The sequence below is a fragment of the Roseibium sp. FZY0029 genome (genome assembly GCF_036350355.1).
In the GTDB taxonomy this organism is placed as follows: domain Bacteria; phylum Pseudomonadota; class Alphaproteobacteria; order Rhizobiales; family Stappiaceae; genus Roseibium.
Genome location: NZ_JAZDVZ010000001.1, coordinates 856,116 through 876,216 on the forward strand (window position 1 = coordinate 856,116; position 20,101 = coordinate 876,216).

The window sequence follows — 20,101 nt, forward strand, 5'->3', positions numbered from 1 at the left end:
TCCGGCGAGCTATCGGCCGAAGACAATGGTCACAGCTTACCTGAAGGTATCCATCACCTGGATGACCGCCGGTCCCATGATGATGAAGAACAGCACCGGCAGAAAGAACATGATCATCGGCACCGTCAGTTTCGGTGGCAGGGACGCAGCCTTCTGCTCGGCCATCTGCATGCGCTGTTCGCGGGTGTCGTCCGCCATCGTGCGCAAGGCGGTTCCGACAGGCGTGCCGTAGCGTTCGGCCTGGATGAGCGCCATCATGACGTTCTTTACCCCGTCCACACCGGTTCGCTTCGCCAGGTTCTCGTAGGCGATGCGGCGATCACTGAGGTATGAAAGCTCCGCTGTCGTGAGCGACAGTTCTTCCGCCAACTCCACCGACTGAACGCCGACTTCCTCGGCAACGCGCCTGAAACCTTCTTCGATCGACATGCCCGATTCCACGCAGATCAGCATGAGATCGAGCGCATCCGGCCAGGCGCGCTGGATGGTCATTTTCCGTTTGTCGATCCTGTTCTTCAGATAAAGGTTCGGCATGAAAGCGCCGAGCCCGGCAAGCCCCAGACAGAAGCAGATCTTCGACAAGGCCGGCAGGTCATCGGGCAGGACAAGAAATGCATAGGCAACCGAGAAGGCGAAGATACCGGCAGGTATGACGATACGTGCAACCAGGAAATAATACAGCGGCGCCGCCCCGCGATAACCTGCCATCCTGAGGTTATCGACGGTCGTCTGGTCGGACAGCGCCTCCTTGAGGTTCAACCGGTCGACAAGGCTTTTCATCTGCGCTTTCGGCTGATTGCGCAAGGAGGCCTTCGCGTCCGCATGTGCCGCCTGAAGGCGTGCTCTTTCCTTGGCGCGAAGCTTGTTGCGTTCGATCGCGACCGATTTCATGCGTGACTTCAGGGTGTCCCGGGACAGAAGCGGCATCACGAGGGAGAAGATGGTTCCCGTGACCGCGATCATGGCCAGAACCGCTGCCAGAAACTGGCTGGATGCGAGGGTATCGATGTCCATGCCGTCTCCTAGAAGTCGAAGTTGATCATGGCGCGCATCACCATGATGCCGCAAAACATCCAGAACAGGCCACCGGCGATGATGATGTTACCTGCCGTCGTATCGAACAGGACCATGATGTACTTGGGCGAAATGAGATACATGATGCCACCGACGAAGAACGGCAGCGAACCGATGATCCCGGCAGAGGATTTTGCCTCGGCACTGAGTGCCTTGATCTTGCGTTTCATGGCCTTGCGGCCGCGCAGCACTTTGGACAGGTTGTTCAGCGCCTCGGCAAGGCCGCCACCCGCCTTCTGCTGAATGGCAACCACGATGGCGAAAAAGTTGGCTTCGGGCAGTGGAACACGTTCGGGCAACTTGCCGACTGCATCGGCGAGAGAGATCCCCATGATCTGGGTTTCGGTGATCTTGCGGAACTCCGTTGCGACCGGATCGCGGGCTTCGCGGGCAACCACCTTGATGCAGTCGCTGAGCGGCAGACCGGCCTTGACGCCGCGCACGATGATGTCGACGCCGTTTGGCAACTCTTCCAGAAAGGCGTTGAAGCGGCGCTTGCGTTTGCTGGCAACATACCAGCGGGGAAACCCGAGGCTTCCGGCAAAGCCGAATCCGGCAGCAATGTAAAGATTGCCGCCACCTATGATCAGCCCCAGAATCAGGAAGACAAGGCCCGCGACGATGCTGAAGATCACGAAATGATGGGTTTCCCAGGTCAGTCCGGCCTGCTCGATCTTGACCTTCAGCGGCACCTTCTGCTGCTTGTCCTGCTTGGCCTTTTGCCGTTCCTCGAATTCCTTCAGCTGGTCCTGGATCGACCGCTTCCGGCGGTCGACATCACGAAGGGCCTTGCGCTGGTTTTCGCTTTGGGGCCGGGCCGCAACCGCGTTGACACGCTGATCGCGCCGCTTGGAGCCGGACAGAGCGGGCTGAAACAGGCTGTAGATGATGCCACCCACGGCGAGCATCACGAGGAGCGCGACGGCCAGACCGGTGATTTCAGGCGAAAGAAACTCTTCAAATCCGGACATGGGGTCCTCAATCAGCTACGTATTCAGGCATCTCGGCAGCATCCAGAGCCTGTGCCAGACGGGCTTCTTCGCCGAAGTATCTGGCGCGTTCCCAGAATTTCGGCCGGCCGATCCCGGTTGAGCGGTGGCGCCCGATGATCTTGCCGTTGGGGTCTTCGCCGACAATGTCATAGAGGAAGACGTCCTGGGTCGTGATCACGTCGCCTTCCATGCCCATCACTTCGGTGACATGTGTAATGCGGCGTGAACCGTCGCGAAGACGCGCTGCCTGAACCACCACATCGATGGAAGAAACAATCATCTCGCGCAGGGTTCTGGAAGGAAGCGAGAAGCCGCCCATGGTGATCATGGATTCCAGACGGGACAGGGCCTCGCGCGGGGAGTTGGCGTGCAGCGTTCCCATCGAGCCGTCGTGACCGGTGTTCATGGCCTGGAGAAGGTCAAACGCCTCCGGGCCACGCACTTCGCCCACGATAATCCGTTCAGGACGCATACGCAGACAGTTCTTCACGAGATCGCGCATGGTGATCTCGCCTTCCCCTTCCAGGTTGGGCGGACGCGTTTCCAGGCGCACCACATGCGGCTGCTGCAGCTGCAGTTCGGCACTGTCTTCGCAGGTGATGATGCGTTCGGTGTTCTCGATATAGGCGGTCAGACAGTTGAGCAGGGTCGTCTTGCCCGAACCCGTACCGCCGGAGATCAGGACGTTACACCGCGAGCGGCCGATGATCTGCAGGATCGTCGCGCCTTCCGGCGTGATCGAGCCGAACTTCACAAGCTGGTCGAGGGTGAGCTTGTCCCGTTTGAATTTACGAATGGTCAGTGCAGGCCCGTCGATGGCGAGCGGCGGTGCGATGACGTTCACACGCGAGCCGTCGGGAAGACGGGCGTCACAGATCGGACTGCTGTCATCCACACGGCGGCCGACCTGGCTCACAATGCGCTGACAGATGTTCATGAGCTGCGCATTGTCGCGGAACGTCACTCCGGTCTGTTCGACCTTGCCCGAGGTTTCGATGTAGACCGTGTGGGCGCCGTTCACCATGATATCGGCGATGTCGTCGCGGGCCAGCAACGGTTCCAGAGGTCCGTAGCCCAGAACGTCGTTGCAGATGTCTTCCAGGAGGTCTTCCTGTTCGGAAATCGACATCACCACGTTTTTCAACGCGATGATGTCATTCACGACGTCGCGGATCTCGTCGCGCGCATCCTCGGCATCAAGCCGGGCAAGCTGCGACAGGTCGATGGCCTCGACCAGCGCGTTGAAGATCTGGGCTTTGGTCTCGTAATACTCGCTGTTTTTCTTGCGAGCTGCCGGCGCGGCCGGCTGAGGCTCGGGCGGCGGCGGAGGGGGCGGAGGTGTCGCCGGCTTGGGAGGTTCGGTCTGGATCGTCTGCGGCGCCGGTTGTTCCGGCTGTTTTGCCTGCTCCACAGGCGCAGGCGCGTCCTGCAGCCCAGGTACGCCACCTGGCCGGAGGGTCTGGGATCCAGACGATGAGCTGCCACGTCTACCAAACATAACGAACTATCTGCTCCGCTCTCAGGCCGGTCTAGCCGGCCTTCCGCTTCAATTTTGAAAGCAATCCGCCGAGGCTCGACCGCGACGCCCTGACGGGCTGCGCCTTGCCGGAAACGGTGTGTGCCAGGTCGTCAAACACGCGCGAAATCGCGTGTTTGGCGTCAATTTCGCCGATCATCTGGCCGTTGTTGGCCGCGGTTCCGAAAAGATGCGGCTCGAACGGAATGGTCGCATGCACCGTCAGTCCAAGCGCGCTGGCAAATTCGTCCGGCTTGATCTCGGGGCGTTTGGGGACATTGACCTTGTTCATGATGAGATGCGGCGGCCGGTCATTCGGCCGCAACTGCTTCAACATGTCGACAATGTTCTTCGCATTGCGCAGGTTGGCCAGGTCTGGTTCCGCCACAAGGACGATCTCGTCGACACCAAGCAGAGTGTTCTTGACCCAGGCATTCCAGGCATGCGGCACGTCCAGAACAACGCTCGGCACCCCGGCCCGCATCGTCTCCACCAACTGGTCGAAGGACTTCTCGCTGTAATCGTAAGTGCGCTCGAGCGTGGCCGGTGCGGCCAGCAGGCTCAGGTGATCGTTGCACTTGGACAGAATGCGGTCGAGATAGGTTTCGTCCAGACGCTCCGGGGAAGACACAGCTTCAAAAACGCCCTGCAAAGGGTCCTGATTGTAATCCAGGCCCGCGGTGCCGAATGGCAGATCGAGATCAGCCACGACGACTTCGCTTTGAAACACGCGGCCAAGGGCCCAGGCGCCGTTGTGCGCGATCGTCGAGGCGCCGCAGCCACCCTTGACGCCAAAAAACGCGATAGTGCGACCAAGCGGTTCGGCATCGGGGTCAGCATAAAGACTGGCGATGGAGCCGATGAGCTGAAACACATTGACCGGCGTGATCAGATACTCGCTGACACCGCGGGAGATCAGATCGCGATACAGCGTCACGTCATTGACATCGCCAATGACGATCACCTTGGTGCCCGGATCGCAATACTCTGCCAGATGGTCGAGGCTCGGCAGAAGATCTTCACGCCTGCCGGATGTCTCGACAACAATCAGGTTCGGTGTCGGGGCCTGCTCGAAGGTTTCGATCGCAGCGGGAATACCGCCCATGTCCAGTTTCAGATGTGCCTTCGCCATGCGCCGGTCTTCCATGGCAGCTTCCGCCACCCGCATGGTGGCGTCGGTCAGACAGAAGCCGTGCACGGTGATGCGCGGAATGGAACCGACATGAAGACCTTCGTCGCTGCCTGCATGGCTGTGCGGCGCAGGCTCGTAAACGGGCTCCATATAGCCGGACATGTCTTTGAAGTCTGGGTTGGCACTCATCGCTATCCCCTAGTCCTTGGCAACTTCAGCGCCGACACCTTCTTTGAAGTCACCCGCAGTTACCTCGCCCTTCCGGTATTTTTCTATGACCACCGCACGCCGGCCCTGATCGGATGGGTCGGATGCTCTCGGCGTGATCAGGTCGGACGGATTGTCGACCATTGCCGCCAGGTTCGCCTGGCTGGCACAACCGAAGTTCTCGTAGTTGATGTTTTCGCCGAAGCCGCCGCCGATGTTTCTGGGCCAGGCCCCGCATTCGCCCGCAGTTGCCTGCATGCGTGCGTAGGACAGGCGGATCGGGGCATCTGCACCGGGGTCTCCGACAGCATAGGACCGCGTGCTGATCCGGTTCCTGGAAACACCACCTTGCTGCAGCGCCTGGCGGATCTTGGGCGTGACGGAATGAACCGCCGCTTCGTTGGCCCCGCCTGAGGGAACGAGGATCTCCACAGATCCATTGCCCTTTTGCCGGGACTGCTGACCGAAGGCAGCAATGGTGCTTTCGATCGGCCCGTTGATGTTACGCGTGTTGCGTCCCACCGGCAGATCCAGCGTTTCCGGCTCCTCTGTGATCACGATCGGGTGCATCAGCCTGTAGTCGTGGGAGGCCAGCATCTGGCTCGTCGACTGCGACTGGTTCTGGCAGCCGGCGGCGGTCAGGCACCCAAAGACCACGAGGGCGGTTTGCGAGAGCGTCTTTCCGCGGACCATTTTCAACATGTTCATCCGTCCGTTCTCACTTGTAGATAAAGCCGACCTGACCGTGATAGGTGCCTTCGGCGGCGGCTCCGGTCGGGTTGTAGATCTTGTTCAGCCGATTGAGGAAAATCGTTTCGGCATCTGACGGTGCCATCAGGTTCTTGTCCGGGCGCTGCAGTTTGCTGACTGCAACCGGCTGAACCACGTAAGGCGTTACGAAAACTGCCAGTTCCGTCTGCTCGCGCAGAAAGTCCCGGCTCTTGAAGAGCGCGCCCAGAATGGGGATCTGCATCAGGCCCGGGATACCCTCGATGGCCTGCTGATAGGATTCCTGCAGGAGGCCCGCCATCACCAGCGTGCCGCCGGAGGGCAGTTCCATGGTCGATTCCGCGCGGCGCACTTTCAGGGCGGAAATGGTGATGCCACCAGCCGAAACCGCACCGTCGTTGCTCAGTTCGCTGACCTCGGTCTTCACCCGCAGGCTGATCCGGCCTTCGGACAGAACCACGGGCGTAAAATCGAGCCCCACACCGAACTTCTTGAACTCGACGCTGAGTTCGCCGTCCCTCTGGGAAATCGGGATCGGAAATTCGCCACCTGCGAGAAAGCTTGCATTCTCGCCGGAAATCGCGGTCAGGGTCGGCTCGGCCAGAGTGCGGATGACACCCTCACGCTGCAGGGCTTCCACCTGGGCGGTGATGCTCGTTGCGCCAGCGGTCAACTGGGTGCCCCCGACAGCCTGGTTAACGATTGTCGGGTTCACGGTGAAGTTCGGCAGGCTGGACATGAAGGGCGTGAAGTTGCCGACGCCGATCGTGCCCTGAAACTGCACCCCGAGCTGCTTGATGATCGACCGCTCGACTTCCGCGACCGTTACCTTGAGGTGAACCTGGTCCTTGCCGGCAACCGAGATCAGGTTGATGACTTCGCTTGCACTGGCGGCCCCTTGAAACTTGGCGGCGATATCTGCTGCCTGCTGGGCTTCCAGAGTGCTTTTGGCCGTACCGCTGAGCACCACGCTGCCGTTGATCGATTCTGCAGAAATATTCGATCCGGGGATCAGCTTCCGGATGATCCGGGTGATATCGGACGTGTCCTTTTCAACCCGGACATCGAAACTCGCCAGCTCCCGACCGCTTCGGCTGAACAGTACCAGGCGGGATTGACCCGCGGTGTTGCCGATCACAAAGATGCGGCGCGGCGTTCTGAGAACGGCGTCCGCGATTTCCGGATTTGACACCAGCACATCCGCCGCATCTTCGGCGAGATTGATCACGACCGACCGGCCGACACCGACATTCAGGATACGACCTGTCGCCCGTTCGCCGGCGGCGATATGGACCTGGCTTGGAAAATTGCCTTCCGCCAACGCTACGGGGGCGGACATTCCCATCAGCCCCCCCAGCAAAACCGCTGTGGCAGCCAGCTTGTAAAAATAGTGTTTCATCGCGCCCCTCTTGCCGGACGTCCTGTTTTCAAACGGGCTCATTGCGCACCTGCCTGGCTCGTCACGCCGTATTTCACGTAGCTGACACCCCTGCGGCGGCCGCTAACATCCTCCGCGTCGTCGGCGGAGTCCTGAGCACTGCGCAAGGCGAGCGCGATCGTGCCGATCTGCTGCGATTGGGCAATGATCTCCGACTGGGGTAACGACAGCTCCAGTGTGGCCGTGCGTTTGGGAGACAGGTTCTTCTGCTCCTGCTCGCCGGCGGTCGTGCTGTCGATTGCCAGGACGCGAATGTTCTCCAGGATCGTTTCGCTGACTGCGCTGGTGTCCGACTTGCGGGTCAAGATCACGTCGACCTTGTCGCCCGGAAGGATGAAGCCACCCGCGCTTGTTTCCTCCTCAACGCTGACCGCAATCGCGCGTTTGCCCTTTGGCAGGATTGCGGCCATGAAGCCCTTGTCGGTATTGATAAGACGCTCTGGGCGGACAGGCTCACCGGCGAAAATCGGTGCCCGGGCGATTCGGCCTGCATATTCCTCGTTCGCCAGGGGAGAGGCCTCTTTCGTCACAGCGCCGAAGGGGACGGCATCCTGAGGCCAGTTCGCCCACGACAAGTCGTCGGCGGACAGCTTGGAACCGAGCAAAATGTCCCTTCTGGCCACCAAAACCTGCGTTTTGGTCTGCTCGGCGGCAGGAGCCTCTACGGTCTGCGGCTCTGCAGGCTTGTTACCTGACATCATGACCATGCGGAAGGCGATGATGCCAGCCGCTACAGCAATTGCCAGGACGAAAATTCGCGCGATTTTCATGACCAAAACCCAATATTCCTATGCGCACATGCGCTGTTCCTGACTAGGATGACGGGTAATTGGTCAAAACATGGTTAATCAGATGTGGATGTTTTCAGTTAATATTCGTTAACTTTACTGAACACTTTCTTAAATCACTGCATTCTGCAACGTTTACTGCCTCATCCAGCACCCTGATCGTTTCAGGAGCGCTCTTTCTTTTGCTTGAAACGGAATTGGAAAAGATCGGAAGACGGGGCTGAAGGCCTCGATGCCAAGTCTGCAAGCCATTGGTTGCGGAATGCAGGTGATCGTCCGACCTCATTGCGGAGGCCAGCTTGGACGTTCACGCTGTTCGATAGCGGCAGGCAGACTGAAACAGGGGTTTCATATGCGCCGAAGCGCTTCTTCCGGAAAAACGTCAGCGGATGAGGTCAAACCAGTAAGTGGAAGAATACACCTGAAGACCGGCAATCGCGATCGCGATGCCGTAGGGAATACCGCTCTTACTGTCATGAAGGCGTGCGAACCATTCCTGGCGATACAGCACGGATGGCACGACGCTTTGCTGACGCATGACCAAAAGACCGAACGTCAGGAACATTCCATAGATAGCAACGAACAGCACGAACATCAGCAGTTCCTGGGAAAAGCCGATCCATAATGCGATGGCGCTGATGAACTTGACGTCGCCTCCCCCCATCCAGCCGAAGGCAAAGAACAGGAAACAGGGCGCGAAGATAACGGCGAAGGCCAGAGCATGCATACCCCAGGCCTGCAACGGCAAACCTGTCGCGACCGCCAGAATTGCAAAGCCCGCGATCAGCAGCAGGGATACCCGGTTCTGGATGGTCATTGTCAGCAGATCGGAAGCGCCGCCAAAAGCGACCAGCATCGGAAAAATGACGAGAATTGCAGCCTGAACCATGGAAACTTCGTCTCTTCGAAAAACCAATGTCTCAAGGTTAGGGGGGAGAAGTTAACATTTCGCGGAAAACCAACCTTGAGAAACAAAAAACGGGCGGAAAATCCGCCCGTTCTTGTTCGACTTCGTCGGCGGCTTTCGCCGCCGAGAGCGATTAGGAGCCGACCTTGGTCGCTGCGGTGTTCATTTCGCCCTGGATCTTCGTGAAGATGCCGCTGATGGACGTGCCGGTTGCAGCCACTGCACCGACAATCACGATGGACAGCAGGCCAGCGATCAGGCCGTATTCAATTGCAGTTGCGCCAGATTCGTCATTTACGAAACGGTTGATAAGAGATTTCATGTGTTTTGCTCCAAGTACCACTGAATTGACAGCTTCAAGTCCGTCGGATCTTTTGTGTCCGATTGGACATAGGCTCACCCTAGGATAGAGAGCTTTCCAACAAGTTAAATTTACCACCCCCCAGGAAAAGAATGCTGGCAATTATTACTATAGTTAACAATATGTATAAATAAAAATTTATTAATACGCTCTAAAAACTTTAATATAAACTCACAAAAATTGAATATATCGACATATATCTATCATTCTTCGAAATTTAATGCACTCATTTCTTAGTTCTTATTTGCGTTCTCGCGCCATTAATACGCGTATTTCTTTCCGAAATATTCCGGCCTGACACCGCGAAAAATATGCGGGCACAGAAAAACGTCCTCAAGCGCAGGAATAAAGTCCATCCGCGCGAATAACCGGACGGAATATCGAAACAAGATCCCTTCACACTTCTTTCGGACAGCCGTTAGCAGATCGTTCACCACGTTTGACGCATGATCTTCTAAGAAAATGCACAATTGGAGTATCCATAGGCATGTTTGCGCAGCTAATCAGATGGACTGGCCTGTTTGCCGTTGCCCTGAGCTCGACCGTAGCGGTCGCGCAGGACGGCCCGGTGCTCGTCACTGTCGATCGCGCCAAGGTCTTCAGGATCGAGGACGGCGCCGCGGCGGTGATTGTCGGCAATCCCTTTATCGCTGATGTGGCGATGTTCGATCAGAACACCGTTGTCATTACGGGCAAGAGCTACGGAACCACCAACCTTGTGATCCTGGACGGCGACAACAAGCCGATCGTGGACGAAACCATCACGGTCAAGGCGTCGGACGACGATGTGGTGTCGGTCTACCGAAAAGTCTCACGGGAATCTCTGTCCTGCAATCCGGCGTGCGAGCCAGTGCTGCGTCTGGGAGACTCGATAGAGGCCTTCAAGGAAACCGCCGACCAGGCAAGCGCGCGCAACGACCTGGCGATAAGGGCGGCCGGCGCGCCGCAGTAATGGACCAGTTGACGGAGTAGTCACCGAATGCGCGTGTTGAAGCGGCTTCTCACATCAAGACAGAATAGAGGGCGTGCCGCCTTTGGAAGGAATGAAAGCGGTGCGACCGCCGTCGAATTCGCGCTGATCGCAATTCCTTTTTTCACAGTCGTGTTCGGGATCATGGAAGTGGGCCTCTACCATTTCGTCAACCGGATGTTCGACAATGCCGTGATCACAGCGTCCCGCGAAATCCGCACTGGCCAGGCTCATGAGGGCGGCTTTAACGCCACGACCTTCAAGACACATATTTGCGACAATCTTCCGGATTTTCTGTGCTCCATGGACAGGCTGGTGGTCGATGTCGACAAGGTTGAAACCTTTGCCCTGGCAAAGTCCGCAAGTGAGAGCCTTTACGATGAAGACGGCAACCTGAAGGAAGAGTCCAATTACGAAGATGCCGGAGCGGGCGAAATCGTCGTTGTGAACGCCATCTACAAATGGCCGATGATCACATCGCTTCTGGCGCTGAATCTCGCAGATCACGGCAACGAGCGCTATCTCACCTCTACCATGGTGTTTCGAAATGAACCCTGGAACTAAGACGCGTCGTCATTTCCCACAGCGCCGGCGTTTCCTGACCGGATTGCGGAGCATCGGCGCCGACAAGCGGGCTGTTACCGCGATCGAATTTGCAATGATCCTGCCCTTCATGCTGATCCTGCTGATCGGCATGGAGGAAGTCACCGGAACCCTGGACCATGACCGAAAGGTCAGCCGTATCGCCAATTCTGTCGCCGACCTTGTCGCTCAGGGTCAGACCCTTACGCCTGCCGACCTGAAAGCCATGCTGGATATCGGTGGCAAGATCATTGATCCTTATCCTGACACAGACCTGGAAACGATCGTGGCCAGTGTCACGTTCGATGACGAGGGCACTCCGGCTGTCGATTGGAGTTATTCGTCGAAGGGTGGCGCTGCCTGGCCGAAGGGGTCCAAGCCACCGATCGAACTTCCGGAAACTGTAGCTGTCCCGAATTCGTCAATTGTTCTGGCTCAGGCGAACCTCAAGTACGTGCCGACGTTCTCCGGCATGTTCACCACGTATTTTGCCAGGGAATCCTCGATCGACCTGAGCGACTCCTATTACCTGCGCCCGAGGCTGACAGACACTGTCAAATGCCCGGCTTGCTGAGGAAACAAGCCTAAGGGCCGCCAGGCGGACATGGCGGCACCAAGAACCTGCCAGCGCGACCTGACATTCGCTGTTTCAACCGGCAGGACGCCTCTCTAAGCTAACTCCCGTATTTTTAACGTCGCACATTCCGGCTACTCTGCCTTCCAATGCTGCGTCGCAATATGCGCTTTTGAATATGGGATTTTTGAACCGATGGCGACTAACAAGACTTACGATCAGATCAAGGTCGGCGATACCGCGGAAATCGTGCGGGAATGCTCCTCCAACGACCTGCTGGTCTTTGCGCATGCATCCGGCAATCACAATCCGATACATCTGCCTGACACGGACTGGACCGGCGACGGCCATGTCGACAAACCCGTTGCGCCGGCCATGTGGGTCGGGGGGCTTGCCTCCGCCGTGCTCGGCAACATCCTTCCCGGGCCCGGCACGATCTACAAGGCCCAGTCGTTCCGCTTTCTGGGCGGCGCCGCTGTCGGCGACAAGCTGCATGTCCGGGTTACGGCAACCGAAAAACGGCCGAACAATATCGTCCTGTTCGACATGTCGGTAACACGGGGCGACGGCACCCGGCTTGTTGAAGGCGTTGCCGAGGTCGCCGCGCCGACAGAGCTCATCGAGTTCGACTCCAGCGATATTCCGGCGATCCTGGTGCAGCGGCACCGGCACTTCAACCGGATGATCGAACTGGCCAAGACCCTGCCTGCCCTGCCGACCGCGGTGGCCGCACCGGACGACCCCAACTCGCTGGAAGGGGCCCTGATAGCCGCCCGCGAAGGGTTGATCCACCCGATCCTGATCGGCGCAAGAAACCGGATTGAAGCCGCAGCCAAAGAACTTGATGAAGACCTCAGCCCCTATGAGCTGATCGATATCGAAGATGAAATGGAAGCAGCCGGCCGAGCCGTTGCGCTGGTGCATGAAGGCCGGGTCAAGGCCGTGATGAAGGGCCACCTTCACACCGACCACCTTCTGCACCACGTGGTCAAACGCGATGGCGGTCTCAGAACCAAGCGGCGTATCAGCCATGTCTTCGTCATGGATATTCCGGGCCGCAAGACCCCGGTCCTGATTTCGGACGCCGCAATCAACATCACGCCTGACCTCAACACCAAGGTCGACATCACCCAGAACGCCATCGACGCCGCCCTGTCTCTCGGCCTGGAAATGCCGCGCGTGGGCGTTCTGTCCGCAATCGAAACCGTGAACCCGGCGATCCCGTCCAGCCTTGATGCGGCGGTCCTTTCCAAGATGGCCGAACGCGGACAGATCACGGGCGCAATCGTCGACGGACCGCTGGCGATGGACAATGCGGTCGATGTGCAGGCAGCCCGGACCAAAGGCATTACCTCGCTGGTGGCCGGACATGCAGAGGTGCTGATCGTACCGAACCTGGAATCAGGCAACATGCTGGCGAAGGAACTGACCTTCATCGCTCATGCGGAAGCGGCCGGCCTGGTCATCGGCGCCAAGGTTCCCATCATGCTGACCAGTCGCGCCGACGACAGCCGGGCTCGCCTCGCCTCCTGCGCCCTTGCCCTGCTTTACATGCACTGGCAGGCAACCGGTAATCCGGCGGGCATTCTCGACAGGGAAGGTGACGGATAATGGACCCGGTCATTCTTGTCCTGAACTCGGGCTCATCATCTATCAAGTTTACGCTCTATTGGGGAGAAGCTGTTCAGTTCAAGGGGCAGATCTCCGGACTGGGGGCCACGCCGCGTATTTCCCTTGCCTCGCGGGTTTCCGATACGAAAGTGGACCGGGCACTTACCGCGGACGAAGGCCGGAGCCACGGGGCTGCACTCGCTGCCCTTCTGCCGGTCCTTGAACAGGAACTCGGTGAGCGGACTGTCGATGCTGTCGGCCACCGGGTGGTCCATGGCGGCGTAGCTCACACCGAACCTGTTCGGCTGACGAAAGAGGTGCTGGCGGATCTCAAGGCGCTCGAACCACTTGCTCCCCTGCATCAACCGCATAATCTGGCCGGGATCGCTGCCGCCCGGGAGGCCTTTCCCGAGGCCATGCAGGTCGCCTGTTTCGACACGGCATTCCATCGCAGCCACCCGTGGGTCAACGATACTTTTGCCCTGCCCCAGCCCCTTTATGACGAAGGCGTGCGCCGCTACGGTTTTCACGGGCTGTCTTACGAGTACATCTGCTCCTACCTTAAACAAGCCCATCCGGAGATCTACGCCGGCCGGCTGGTCGTGGCGCATCTGGGCAACGGTGCGTCCATGTGTGCCATCCGCGATGGCAAGAGCATCGGCTCGACCATGGGCTTTACAGCGCTCGACGGCTTGCCGATGGGAACGCGTTGCGGGCAGCTCGATCCCGGCGTGGTGCTGTACCTGCTGACAACCAAGGGCATGAGCCCCGATGCTGTCTCGGATCTGCTTTACAAGCAGTCAGGCCTCAAGGGGCTTTCCGGCATCAGCCAGGACATGCGCACCCTGACGCAAAGCAGCGATCCGAAAGCCGCTGAAGCCATCGAGTATTTCGTTTTCCGTATCCGGCGGGAACTGGGCGGCATGGCTGCGGTTCTGAGCGGTCTCGACACCGTTGTCTTTACCGGCGGCATCGGAGAGAACTCTGCTCTGATCCGGGAGAAGGTCTGTGAAGGACAAGAGTGGCTTGACCTTGAAATCGATCCGGCCAGGAACGCGGCGTGCGCAGAGGTTGTCTCGACCGATACCTCCCGCATCAATATTCTGGTTATCCCGACCGACGAGGAGGCCATGATCCGGCATCACACCGAAGAACTACTAGGGAACAGCCGCTGACGACAGACCATCGTTCTTCCGGTGAACGGCTATCCGCTCACCGGCCAGCCGGATCGAGCAGCGCCGCGTAGTCGTTTTCGTAGGTGCGCAGAACCGGCCGGTAATCGGCATGTACCACGGGCTCGAACCCACCGGGCAGGTCCGGTTCAATGGCCAGATAGGCGTCGGGCGCTTCGCGGCGCATGTCCATCAAGCCGGCCCTGAGGCGCCGTTTCAATGTGTCAGGCAAATCCTTGCGCACGGTGTGGGCTGAATAGGGGATCGGCGGCGAGCGCCACACGACTTCCAGATCCTTGAAGCCGCGTTCCCCTGAAACGTAAAAATCGTTAAGCGTGCCGGCCGTATATCCATTCTTTGCCTCGCCTGCCAGCGTCGACCAGCCCAGAGCCGCCTCGACCCGGCCATCCAGAATGGCACGGATACCTTCGACAGGATCCTTCACCTCGACAAGGGCACGGAAGTGGGCCCGCGCATCGACACCGTCCGCAGCCAGATTGGCAAGCGGAACGCGGTATCCAGTAACGGTGTGCGCACTACCGACGGCAAGGCGGGTGCCCTTGAGGTCAGACAGGGTCACCTGCTCGGCGCCTCGCCTGGCGACCAGAATTGCATAGAACCGGGCCGGAAAATCGTCCGGCGCAGCGGTCACCAACGGCTCCACACAGCTGCAAAGCTGGTACACAGCGGCATAAGCGGAGGGAGAGAGCCGGGCATAATCGATCTTGCCGTCAGCCAGCGCCTCGACGGCGTCTGCCATGGTGTCCATCAGAAAGAGGTCCACCGGCAAATCGGCGATTTCCTCCAGGGCAAGACGAAATGGCTCCACCCGATCGCGCGCGCCGTCTTCAGACGCGACCACCACGCCGAGCCGCAACCGGTCGGGCATGGATTGCTCGTCTTCTGCCTGCGCGGCGACGGTAAACAGGACCGCCGCCAGAAGGGGGGCAATCCATCGGAAAAGGCGCTTCACAAGCGCCACATTGCCGACATAACCTTCTGATGAAACTTGCAAAATAATTTCTCGCCTTTTGAACAACTTCCGCCAGAAAACCGGATCGGCCACATGAGCGATGCTATCACGACCGTCGTCTTCGATATAGGGAATGTCCTGATCGAATGGAATCCCGAATATCTCTATCGCGAGCTGATTCCTGATGCCGCCGCGCGTGAAGAGTTCCTGACGACGGTCTGCACAATGGAGTGGAACCTGCAGCAGGACCTTGGCCGCCCCTGGGCTGAGGCCGTCGATGTTCTGTCCCGCCAGCATCCGGATAAAGCAGAACTTATTGCAGCTTACGACGATTGCTGGCACGACATGGTTCCAGGTGAAATCCCCGGCACGCCCCAATTGCTCGCACAGCTCAAGACCCAGGGCACACCGCTCTACGCGATCACCAATTTTTCGGAAGACAAGTTTGCGCAGGCACAGGAACGGTTTCCGTTCCTGAAGACCAGCTTCCGCGACATCGTCGTCTCAGGCGCCGAAAGGGAGATCAAACCCGGGCTGCGCATCTACGAGATCCTGCTGGAGCGCAACGGACTGAAGGCGAATGACTGCCTGTTCATCGATGACAGCGAGCGCAATGTCGAAGCCGCCCGCAAGGCCGGCATGGCGGCACATCACTTCAAAGGGGCTGAAGGGCTGCGCGCGGAATTGAAGCAACTCGGATTGCTGAACGGATAATCCCGCCGAAGGACAGGCTGCGTGCCCTGTCCCGGCGGAGAGGATCTATCCCTCGAAGCCTTCCAGCACATTGACGCAATTTGTGCCCAGTGCCTCAACGGCGTAGCCGCCTTCCATCAGGAAAATGGTGGGTACGCCGACCTTGGCCAGCCTTTGTCCAAGCCGTATGTAGTCTTCGCTCTTGAACTTGAAGCCGGAGATCGGATCCTTCTCGTAGCAATCCATGCCGAGCGAGACGATCAATGCGTCCGGCTTGTAGACCAGCAGCCACCTGCACGCTTCCTCAAGGGCCGGCGAGTAGGCGTCCCAATCGGTGCCGAGCGGCAAGGGCCAATTTCGGGTGAAGCCGGTGCCGGCGTGCTCGCCGGTCTCGTCGGCAAAGCCGAGGAAATAGGGATACTCGTGCTTCGGATCGGCATGGATCGACAGGAACAGGACGTCCGGCCGATCATAGAACAGTGCCTGGGTGCCGTTGCCGTGGTGATAGTCGACATCCAGTATGGCGACGCGGTGCAGCCCATAGTCCCGCAGATACTGCGCTGCGACGGCGGCGTTGTTGAAGAAACAATAGCCGCCGAAGAAGTCATAACCGGCGTGATGTCCCGGTGGCCTGCACAGTGCGAAGACTGACTTTTCACCGTCGAGCAGCAGGCGGGCCGCCGTCAGCGCGGTGTCGGCGGAAGCGCGTGCGGCCTTGTAGGTGTGTTCGCCAAGCGGCGTCCCGGCATCCATCGAGTAGCGCCCGAGAAGACCGTCGATATGTTCGACCTCAACATCGTGGCGCAGGCTGCGGATGGGCCAGACGAAGGGGAAGGCTTCCCGTGTACGTCCAGCAGCCGTCCATTTTTCCCAGAAGCTTTCCAGAAACGAGACGTAATCGGGTGCATGCACCCGGTGCAGCGGGCGGACGGGAAATTCTTCCGGGGCGACGATTTCGCCAACGTTGCGCTGTCGAACGGTCTTGAGCACGATTTCGGCCCGGCTCGGGATCTCGACGGCAGGCTTCAGTTCGCCGTCGGATATCTCCTGCGCCGGTGCATGCGCGAGCTGGGTATTTGAAAAAACCGTCTTCACAAGCCGCCCCCAAGTCCCTGTTGTCTCACACCGCTGAGCTACTGTAACCCATTTCAGGAAAAACGGAATTCCGTAACATGCGTATAAGTCTCTGAAGGCCGTAACAAAACGGGGGTGAAGCCGTCATGGTTGACACTGTCCGGCCAGCGCTGCGCTTCCAGACAGAGCCCGGCATGCGGCCCATAGGACCTGCCGGCCAGACCTGGAACCGGCACAGTCATGTGTTGGGCATCGTAGAGCTGAAGCCCCGGTTCGGTTGTCCAGACCTCCATTCGCCGGTCACCGGAACTGTCTTCCAGCGCAGCCGCGAATTCGAGGGTATCGTGCGGGGCGTCTGTCAGGCAGAAATTGTGATCATAGAGCACGTTTTCCTCACCGGCCTTGCGCCGCAACTTGCGTCCGTCCCGGAAGTCGTAAGGTGTCCAGGCAACGTTGCGGATTTCGCCTGTCGGGATCAGCGCCTCGTCCACGGGCAGATAGGTCTCGGCCGCGATTTCCAGCGTGTGATCGAGTATCGTGCTGCTGCCATCCAGATTGAAATAGGCATGCTGGGTCAGGTTCACCGGTGTGGTCTTGTCGGTGGTTGCGGTGATTTTCAGACGCAGCGCACCGGCACCGGTCAATGTGTAGCGGGCAAGCACTTCCACCCGGCCTGGATAGCCCATCTCACCGTCTTCGGAGACAAGTTTCAACAGAACGCTGGCCTTGTCGTGCTGTTCCACCTGCCAGACACGGCGCGAAAAGCCGACCGAGCCGCCGTGAAGGTGGTTCTTTCCCCCTTCGTTCTGATCGAGCTGGTAGTCGACGCCCTCTATCGTCATCCTGCCTCCGGCGATGCGATTGGCGCAGCGCCCGGCGATCACGCCGAAATAGGGGGAATGATCCAGATAGCTCTGGAGATCCTCAAAGCCGAGCACCACTGACTCGCCGTCGACCTTGAGGTCACGGATGATGGCGCCGAGTGTGAGGATGGAGGCCGCCAGAGGTCCTTTTGCCAGCGTAATTTCCTGGACGGGTGTCCCGTCGGGCAGAACCCCAAATTCCTTGATCATGAAAGTCTCCGGCGAGAAGGCGGCAGGATGCACAAAAGGCGGCGGAACTATCCGCCGCCTTCCGTCAATCGGTCAAGTGGTTCAGAGCGTCTGGTTGTAGTCGCCCACTTCCGAATTTTCGCGCAGCACACCATCAACTGCCTTGAACATGGCGTGGAGGCGCTCTTCGGAAACCGGGCTCTCCACCACGACCACCAGTTCCGGCTTGTTGGAAGAGGCACGCACAAGGCCCCAGGTGCCATCTTCGCTGACGACGCGAACCCCATTGACGGTGATCAGGTCGGTGATTGCCTGTCCGGCAACCGTTTCGCCCTTGGCTTTCATGTCCTGGAACCGTGCGACAACCCGGTCGACGACGTCGTATTTGATTTCGTCGTCGCATTTGGGAGCCATGGTTGGCGATCCCCAGGTCTTGGGAAGGTCACGGCGCAGGTCTGCCATGGTCTTGTCCGGGTTCCGGTCAAGCATATCGAGAATTGCGATGGCCGAAACGAGCCCGTCGTCATAACCACGACCGATGGGCTTGTTGAAGAAATAGTGGCCCGACTTTTCGAAGCCGACCATGGCATTCAGCTCGGTGACGCGGCGCTTGATGTAGGAGTGGCCGGTCTTGAAGTAGTCGGTCTTGGCGCCGTTGGCCTTCAGCACGGGGTCCGTGTGGAAGAGACCGGTGGATTTCACATCGACCACGAACTGGGCACCTGGATGAAGCGCGGAGATATCGCGCGCCAGCATCACGCCGACCTTGTCGGCGAAGATCTCTTCGCCTTCGTTGTCGACGACGCCGCATCGGTCGCCATCGCCATCGAAGCCGAGGCCGACTTCCGCGCCGACTTCCAGCACCTTGTCACGAAGCGCGTGAAGCATCTTCATGTCTTCCGGGTTCGGATTGTAGCGTGGGAAAGTGTGGTCCAGTTCGGCGTCGAGCGGAATGACTTCGGCGCCGAGCGCTTCCAGGATCTTCGGTGCGAAGGCACCGGCCGTGCCATTGCCACAAGCGGCGACCACCTTGATCGGCCGTTTCAGCTTGGCCCTGTCGGTGAGATCCTTGAAATAGACATCCGGGAACCCGTCGACGAAGCGATAGCTGCCGCCACCCTTCAGATCGAAGGCAGCTTCCAGAACGATCTCCTTCAGCCGGCCCATTTCGTCCGGACCAAACGTCAGCGGGCGGTCGATGCCCATTTTGACGCCGGTCCAGCCGTTGTCGTTATGCGACGCGGTGATCATGGCGACCGCCGGAACGTCGAGCGCGAACTGCGCAAAATAGGCCATCGGCGACAGCGCCAGACCAATGTCGTGCACGTTGATGCCGGCAGCCAGCAAACCGTTGACCACCGCCATCTTGATCGAGGAGGAATAGCTGCGGAAGTCATGGCCGACCACGATATCCGGGCGTACACCGCGTTCGTGGATGAGCGTGCCGATGCCCATACCGAGCGCCTGCATGCCCATCAGGTTGATTTCCTTTTCGAAGAGCCAGCGGGCATCATATTCGCGGAAGCCCGTGGGCTTCACCATGGGAAAGGACTCATATTCAAAAGTGTTGGGAGTCAAATTCGGACGCGGTTTCGGAAACATCAATGCCTCTCGGAGCAATGGAGATGAACGGAACAGGAAAATCCCAAGGGACGGTATGACAATTCACTGCACCAGCACAAGCGTGCCATCGGAGATGTCGAACCGCTTGAGTTGATTGAGAACGGACATGCCAAGCAGGGGTTCCCCAAGGCTTTGATCTTTCAACACAAGTGTGTCGATATTACGTAACCGGATCTTTCCAATGCGCAAATTGTCAATGGTTGCCCTTGCGCCATGCACCGTGCCGTTTGCCGTCCGGATCGCGTGTTTATAGTCGGATGCGTTCAGGAAAATGCCGATGTTTTCGGCAAGCGACTCCGGCAAGACGGTAACGGTTGCACCTGTATCGACCAACATGTCCACCGCACGACCGTTCAGATAGGCATCGGCGACGAAGTGCCCTTGTCTGTTTGCCGAGATCCGATGACTCCGCTCGCCTGTTTCATTCGCGGTGCCGTCGTCTTCGTCGTCGGCGCGATAATCGGCAAAAGTGCCTCCGCTCACAAGCCCCGGAAACCTGTTCTCAAGCAGATAGGCCGCAAGCGGCGCGATCACGATACAGGCAAGGAAGATGATGACAAACCGCGACATTCAGGGTCCCGACGTTGCGTGAACCCCTCAAATATCACGGTTTCCTTAGCGGCCTGTAAAACG

The 20,101-nt window shown here is 58.8% G+C and carries 20 protein-coding genes; 6 read left to right on the plus strand and 14 right to left on the minus strand.

The features are described 5' to 3' along the window. Positions 1–36: 36 nt before the first annotated feature. The 9 genes from V1T76_RS03940 to V1T76_RS03980 all read right to left on the minus strand — a co-directional run bounded on the left by V1T76_RS03940 (position 37) and on the right by V1T76_RS03980 (position 9,105). Positions 37–1,014: a type II secretion system F family protein gene (locus V1T76_RS03940; RefSeq protein ID WP_330559299.1), complete on the minus strand. Its 978-nt coding sequence runs from the start codon at positions 1,012–1,014 to the stop codon at positions 37–39. A gap of 8 nt (positions 1,015–1,022) precedes the next feature. After that, the gene (locus V1T76_RS03945; protein WP_330559300.1) at positions 1,023–2,045 is read right to left on the minus strand and encodes a type II secretion system F family protein; all 1,023 of its coding nucleotides are present in this window, start codon (positions 2,043–2,045) and stop codon (positions 1,023–1,025) included. Positions 2,046–2,052: 7 nt separating this feature from the next. Continuing rightward, positions 2,053–3,564 carry a CpaF family protein gene (locus tag V1T76_RS03950; RefSeq protein ID WP_330559301.1) on the minus strand — a complete coding sequence of 504 codons (1,512 nt, stop codon included), beginning with the start codon at positions 3,562–3,564 and terminating at the stop codon, positions 2,053–2,055. A 31-nt stretch (positions 3,565–3,595) separates the two neighbouring features. Continuing rightward, the gene (locus tag V1T76_RS03955; RefSeq protein WP_330559302.1) at positions 3,596–4,903 is read right to left on the minus strand and encodes an AAA family ATPase; all 1,308 of its coding nucleotides are present in this window, start codon (positions 4,901–4,903) and stop codon (positions 3,596–3,598) included. A gap of 9 nt (positions 4,904–4,912) precedes the next feature. Next, on the minus strand, positions 4,913–5,623 hold the full coding sequence (locus V1T76_RS03960) for a CpaD family pilus assembly protein (RefSeq protein ID WP_330559303.1): 711 nt from the start codon (positions 5,621–5,623) through the stop codon (positions 4,913–4,915). Positions 5,624–5,639: 16 nt separating this feature from the next. Beyond that, positions 5,640–7,049, minus strand: a complete 1,410-nt coding sequence (locus tag V1T76_RS03965) for a type II and III secretion system protein family protein (protein ID WP_330559304.1) — start codon at positions 7,047–7,049, stop codon at positions 5,640–5,642. Positions 7,050–7,087: 38 nt separating this feature from the next. After that, a complete protein-coding gene (gene cpaB / locus V1T76_RS03970) occupies positions 7,088–7,858 on the minus strand; it encodes a Flp pilus assembly protein CpaB (RefSeq protein ID WP_330559305.1) in 771 nt (256 codons plus the stop codon). Between the two features lie 400 nt (positions 7,859–8,258). Next, positions 8,259–8,765 (minus strand): A24 family peptidase, encoded by a 507-nt coding sequence (locus tag V1T76_RS03975; RefSeq protein ID WP_330559306.1) that lies wholly within the window; start codon positions 8,763–8,765, stop codon positions 8,259–8,261. A 151-nt stretch (positions 8,766–8,916) separates the two neighbouring features. Further along, complete coding sequence (locus V1T76_RS03980) at positions 8,917–9,105, minus strand: Flp family type IVb pilin (protein ID WP_006934161.1); 189 nt, start codon at positions 9,103–9,105, stop codon at positions 8,917–8,919. 526 nt (positions 9,106–9,631) lie between these two features. Here V1T76_RS03980 and V1T76_RS03985 point away from each other — a divergent pair. The 5 genes from V1T76_RS03985 (at position 9,632) to V1T76_RS04005 (ending at position 14,056) form a co-directional block, all read left to right on the plus strand. Further along, positions 9,632–10,096, plus strand: a complete 465-nt coding sequence (locus V1T76_RS03985) for a pilus assembly protein N-terminal domain-containing protein (RefSeq protein ID WP_330559307.1) — start codon at positions 9,632–9,634, stop codon at positions 10,094–10,096. A gap of 27 nt (positions 10,097–10,123) precedes the next feature. Next, on the plus strand, positions 10,124–10,678 hold the full coding sequence (locus tag V1T76_RS03990) for a TadE/TadG family type IV pilus assembly protein (RefSeq protein ID WP_330559308.1): 555 nt from the start codon (positions 10,124–10,126) through the stop codon (positions 10,676–10,678). Next, positions 10,662–11,270, plus strand: coding sequence for a TadE/TadG family type IV pilus assembly protein (locus V1T76_RS03995; RefSeq protein WP_330559310.1), 609 nt, complete (start codon positions 10,662–10,664; stop codon positions 11,268–11,270). The genes V1T76_RS03990 and V1T76_RS03995 overlap by 17 nt, the downstream gene beginning before the upstream one ends. A 195-nt stretch (positions 11,271–11,465) precedes the next feature. Further along, positions 11,466–12,881 carry a bifunctional enoyl-CoA hydratase/phosphate acetyltransferase gene (locus V1T76_RS04000; RefSeq protein WP_330559312.1) on the plus strand — a complete coding sequence of 472 codons (1,416 nt, stop codon included), beginning with the start codon at positions 11,466–11,468 and terminating at the stop codon, positions 12,879–12,881. After that, positions 12,881–14,056, plus strand: a complete 1,176-nt coding sequence (locus tag V1T76_RS04005) for an acetate/propionate family kinase (RefSeq protein WP_330559314.1) — start codon at positions 12,881–12,883, stop codon at positions 14,054–14,056. Before V1T76_RS04000 ends, V1T76_RS04005 begins: the two co-directional genes overlap by 1 nt. A gap of 37 nt (positions 14,057–14,093) precedes the next feature. On the opposite strand, the gene V1T76_RS04010 is transcribed toward V1T76_RS04005, so the two are convergent. Then, positions 14,094–15,068 carry a PhnD/SsuA/transferrin family substrate-binding protein gene (locus V1T76_RS04010; RefSeq protein ID WP_330559315.1) on the minus strand — a complete coding sequence of 325 codons (975 nt, stop codon included), beginning with the start codon at positions 15,066–15,068 and terminating at the stop codon, positions 14,094–14,096. 51 nt (positions 15,069–15,119) lie between these two features. On the opposite strand from V1T76_RS04010, the gene V1T76_RS04015 reads away from it, so the two are divergent. Beyond that, complete coding sequence (locus tag V1T76_RS04015) at positions 15,120–15,740, plus strand: HAD family hydrolase (RefSeq protein ID WP_330559316.1); 621 nt, start codon at positions 15,120–15,122, stop codon at positions 15,738–15,740. Positions 15,741–15,785: 45 nt separating this feature from the next. Here V1T76_RS04015 and V1T76_RS04020 read toward each other — a convergent pair whose 3' ends face one another. The 4 genes from V1T76_RS04020 to V1T76_RS04035 all read right to left on the minus strand — a co-directional run bounded on the left by V1T76_RS04020 (position 15,786) and on the right by V1T76_RS04035 (position 20,038). Next, on the minus strand, positions 15,786–16,814 hold the full coding sequence (locus V1T76_RS04020; RefSeq protein WP_330559317.1) for a histone deacetylase family protein: 1,029 nt from the start codon (positions 16,812–16,814) through the stop codon (positions 15,786–15,788). Positions 16,815–16,867: 53 nt separating this feature from the next. After that, a complete protein-coding gene (locus V1T76_RS04025; RefSeq protein WP_330559318.1) occupies positions 16,868–17,866 on the minus strand; it encodes an aldose epimerase family protein in 999 nt (332 codons plus the stop codon). An 81-nt stretch (positions 17,867–17,947) separates the two neighbouring features. Further along, a complete protein-coding gene (locus V1T76_RS04030) occupies positions 17,948–19,447 on the minus strand; it encodes a phosphomannomutase/phosphoglucomutase (protein ID WP_330559319.1) in 1,500 nt (499 codons plus the stop codon). Between the two features lie 63 nt (positions 19,448–19,510). Then, entirely contained in the window at positions 19,511–20,038 is a 528-nt protein-coding gene (locus V1T76_RS04035; RefSeq protein WP_330559321.1) for a retropepsin-like aspartic protease family protein, read from the minus strand. Positions 20,039–20,101 lie beyond the last annotated feature (63 nt).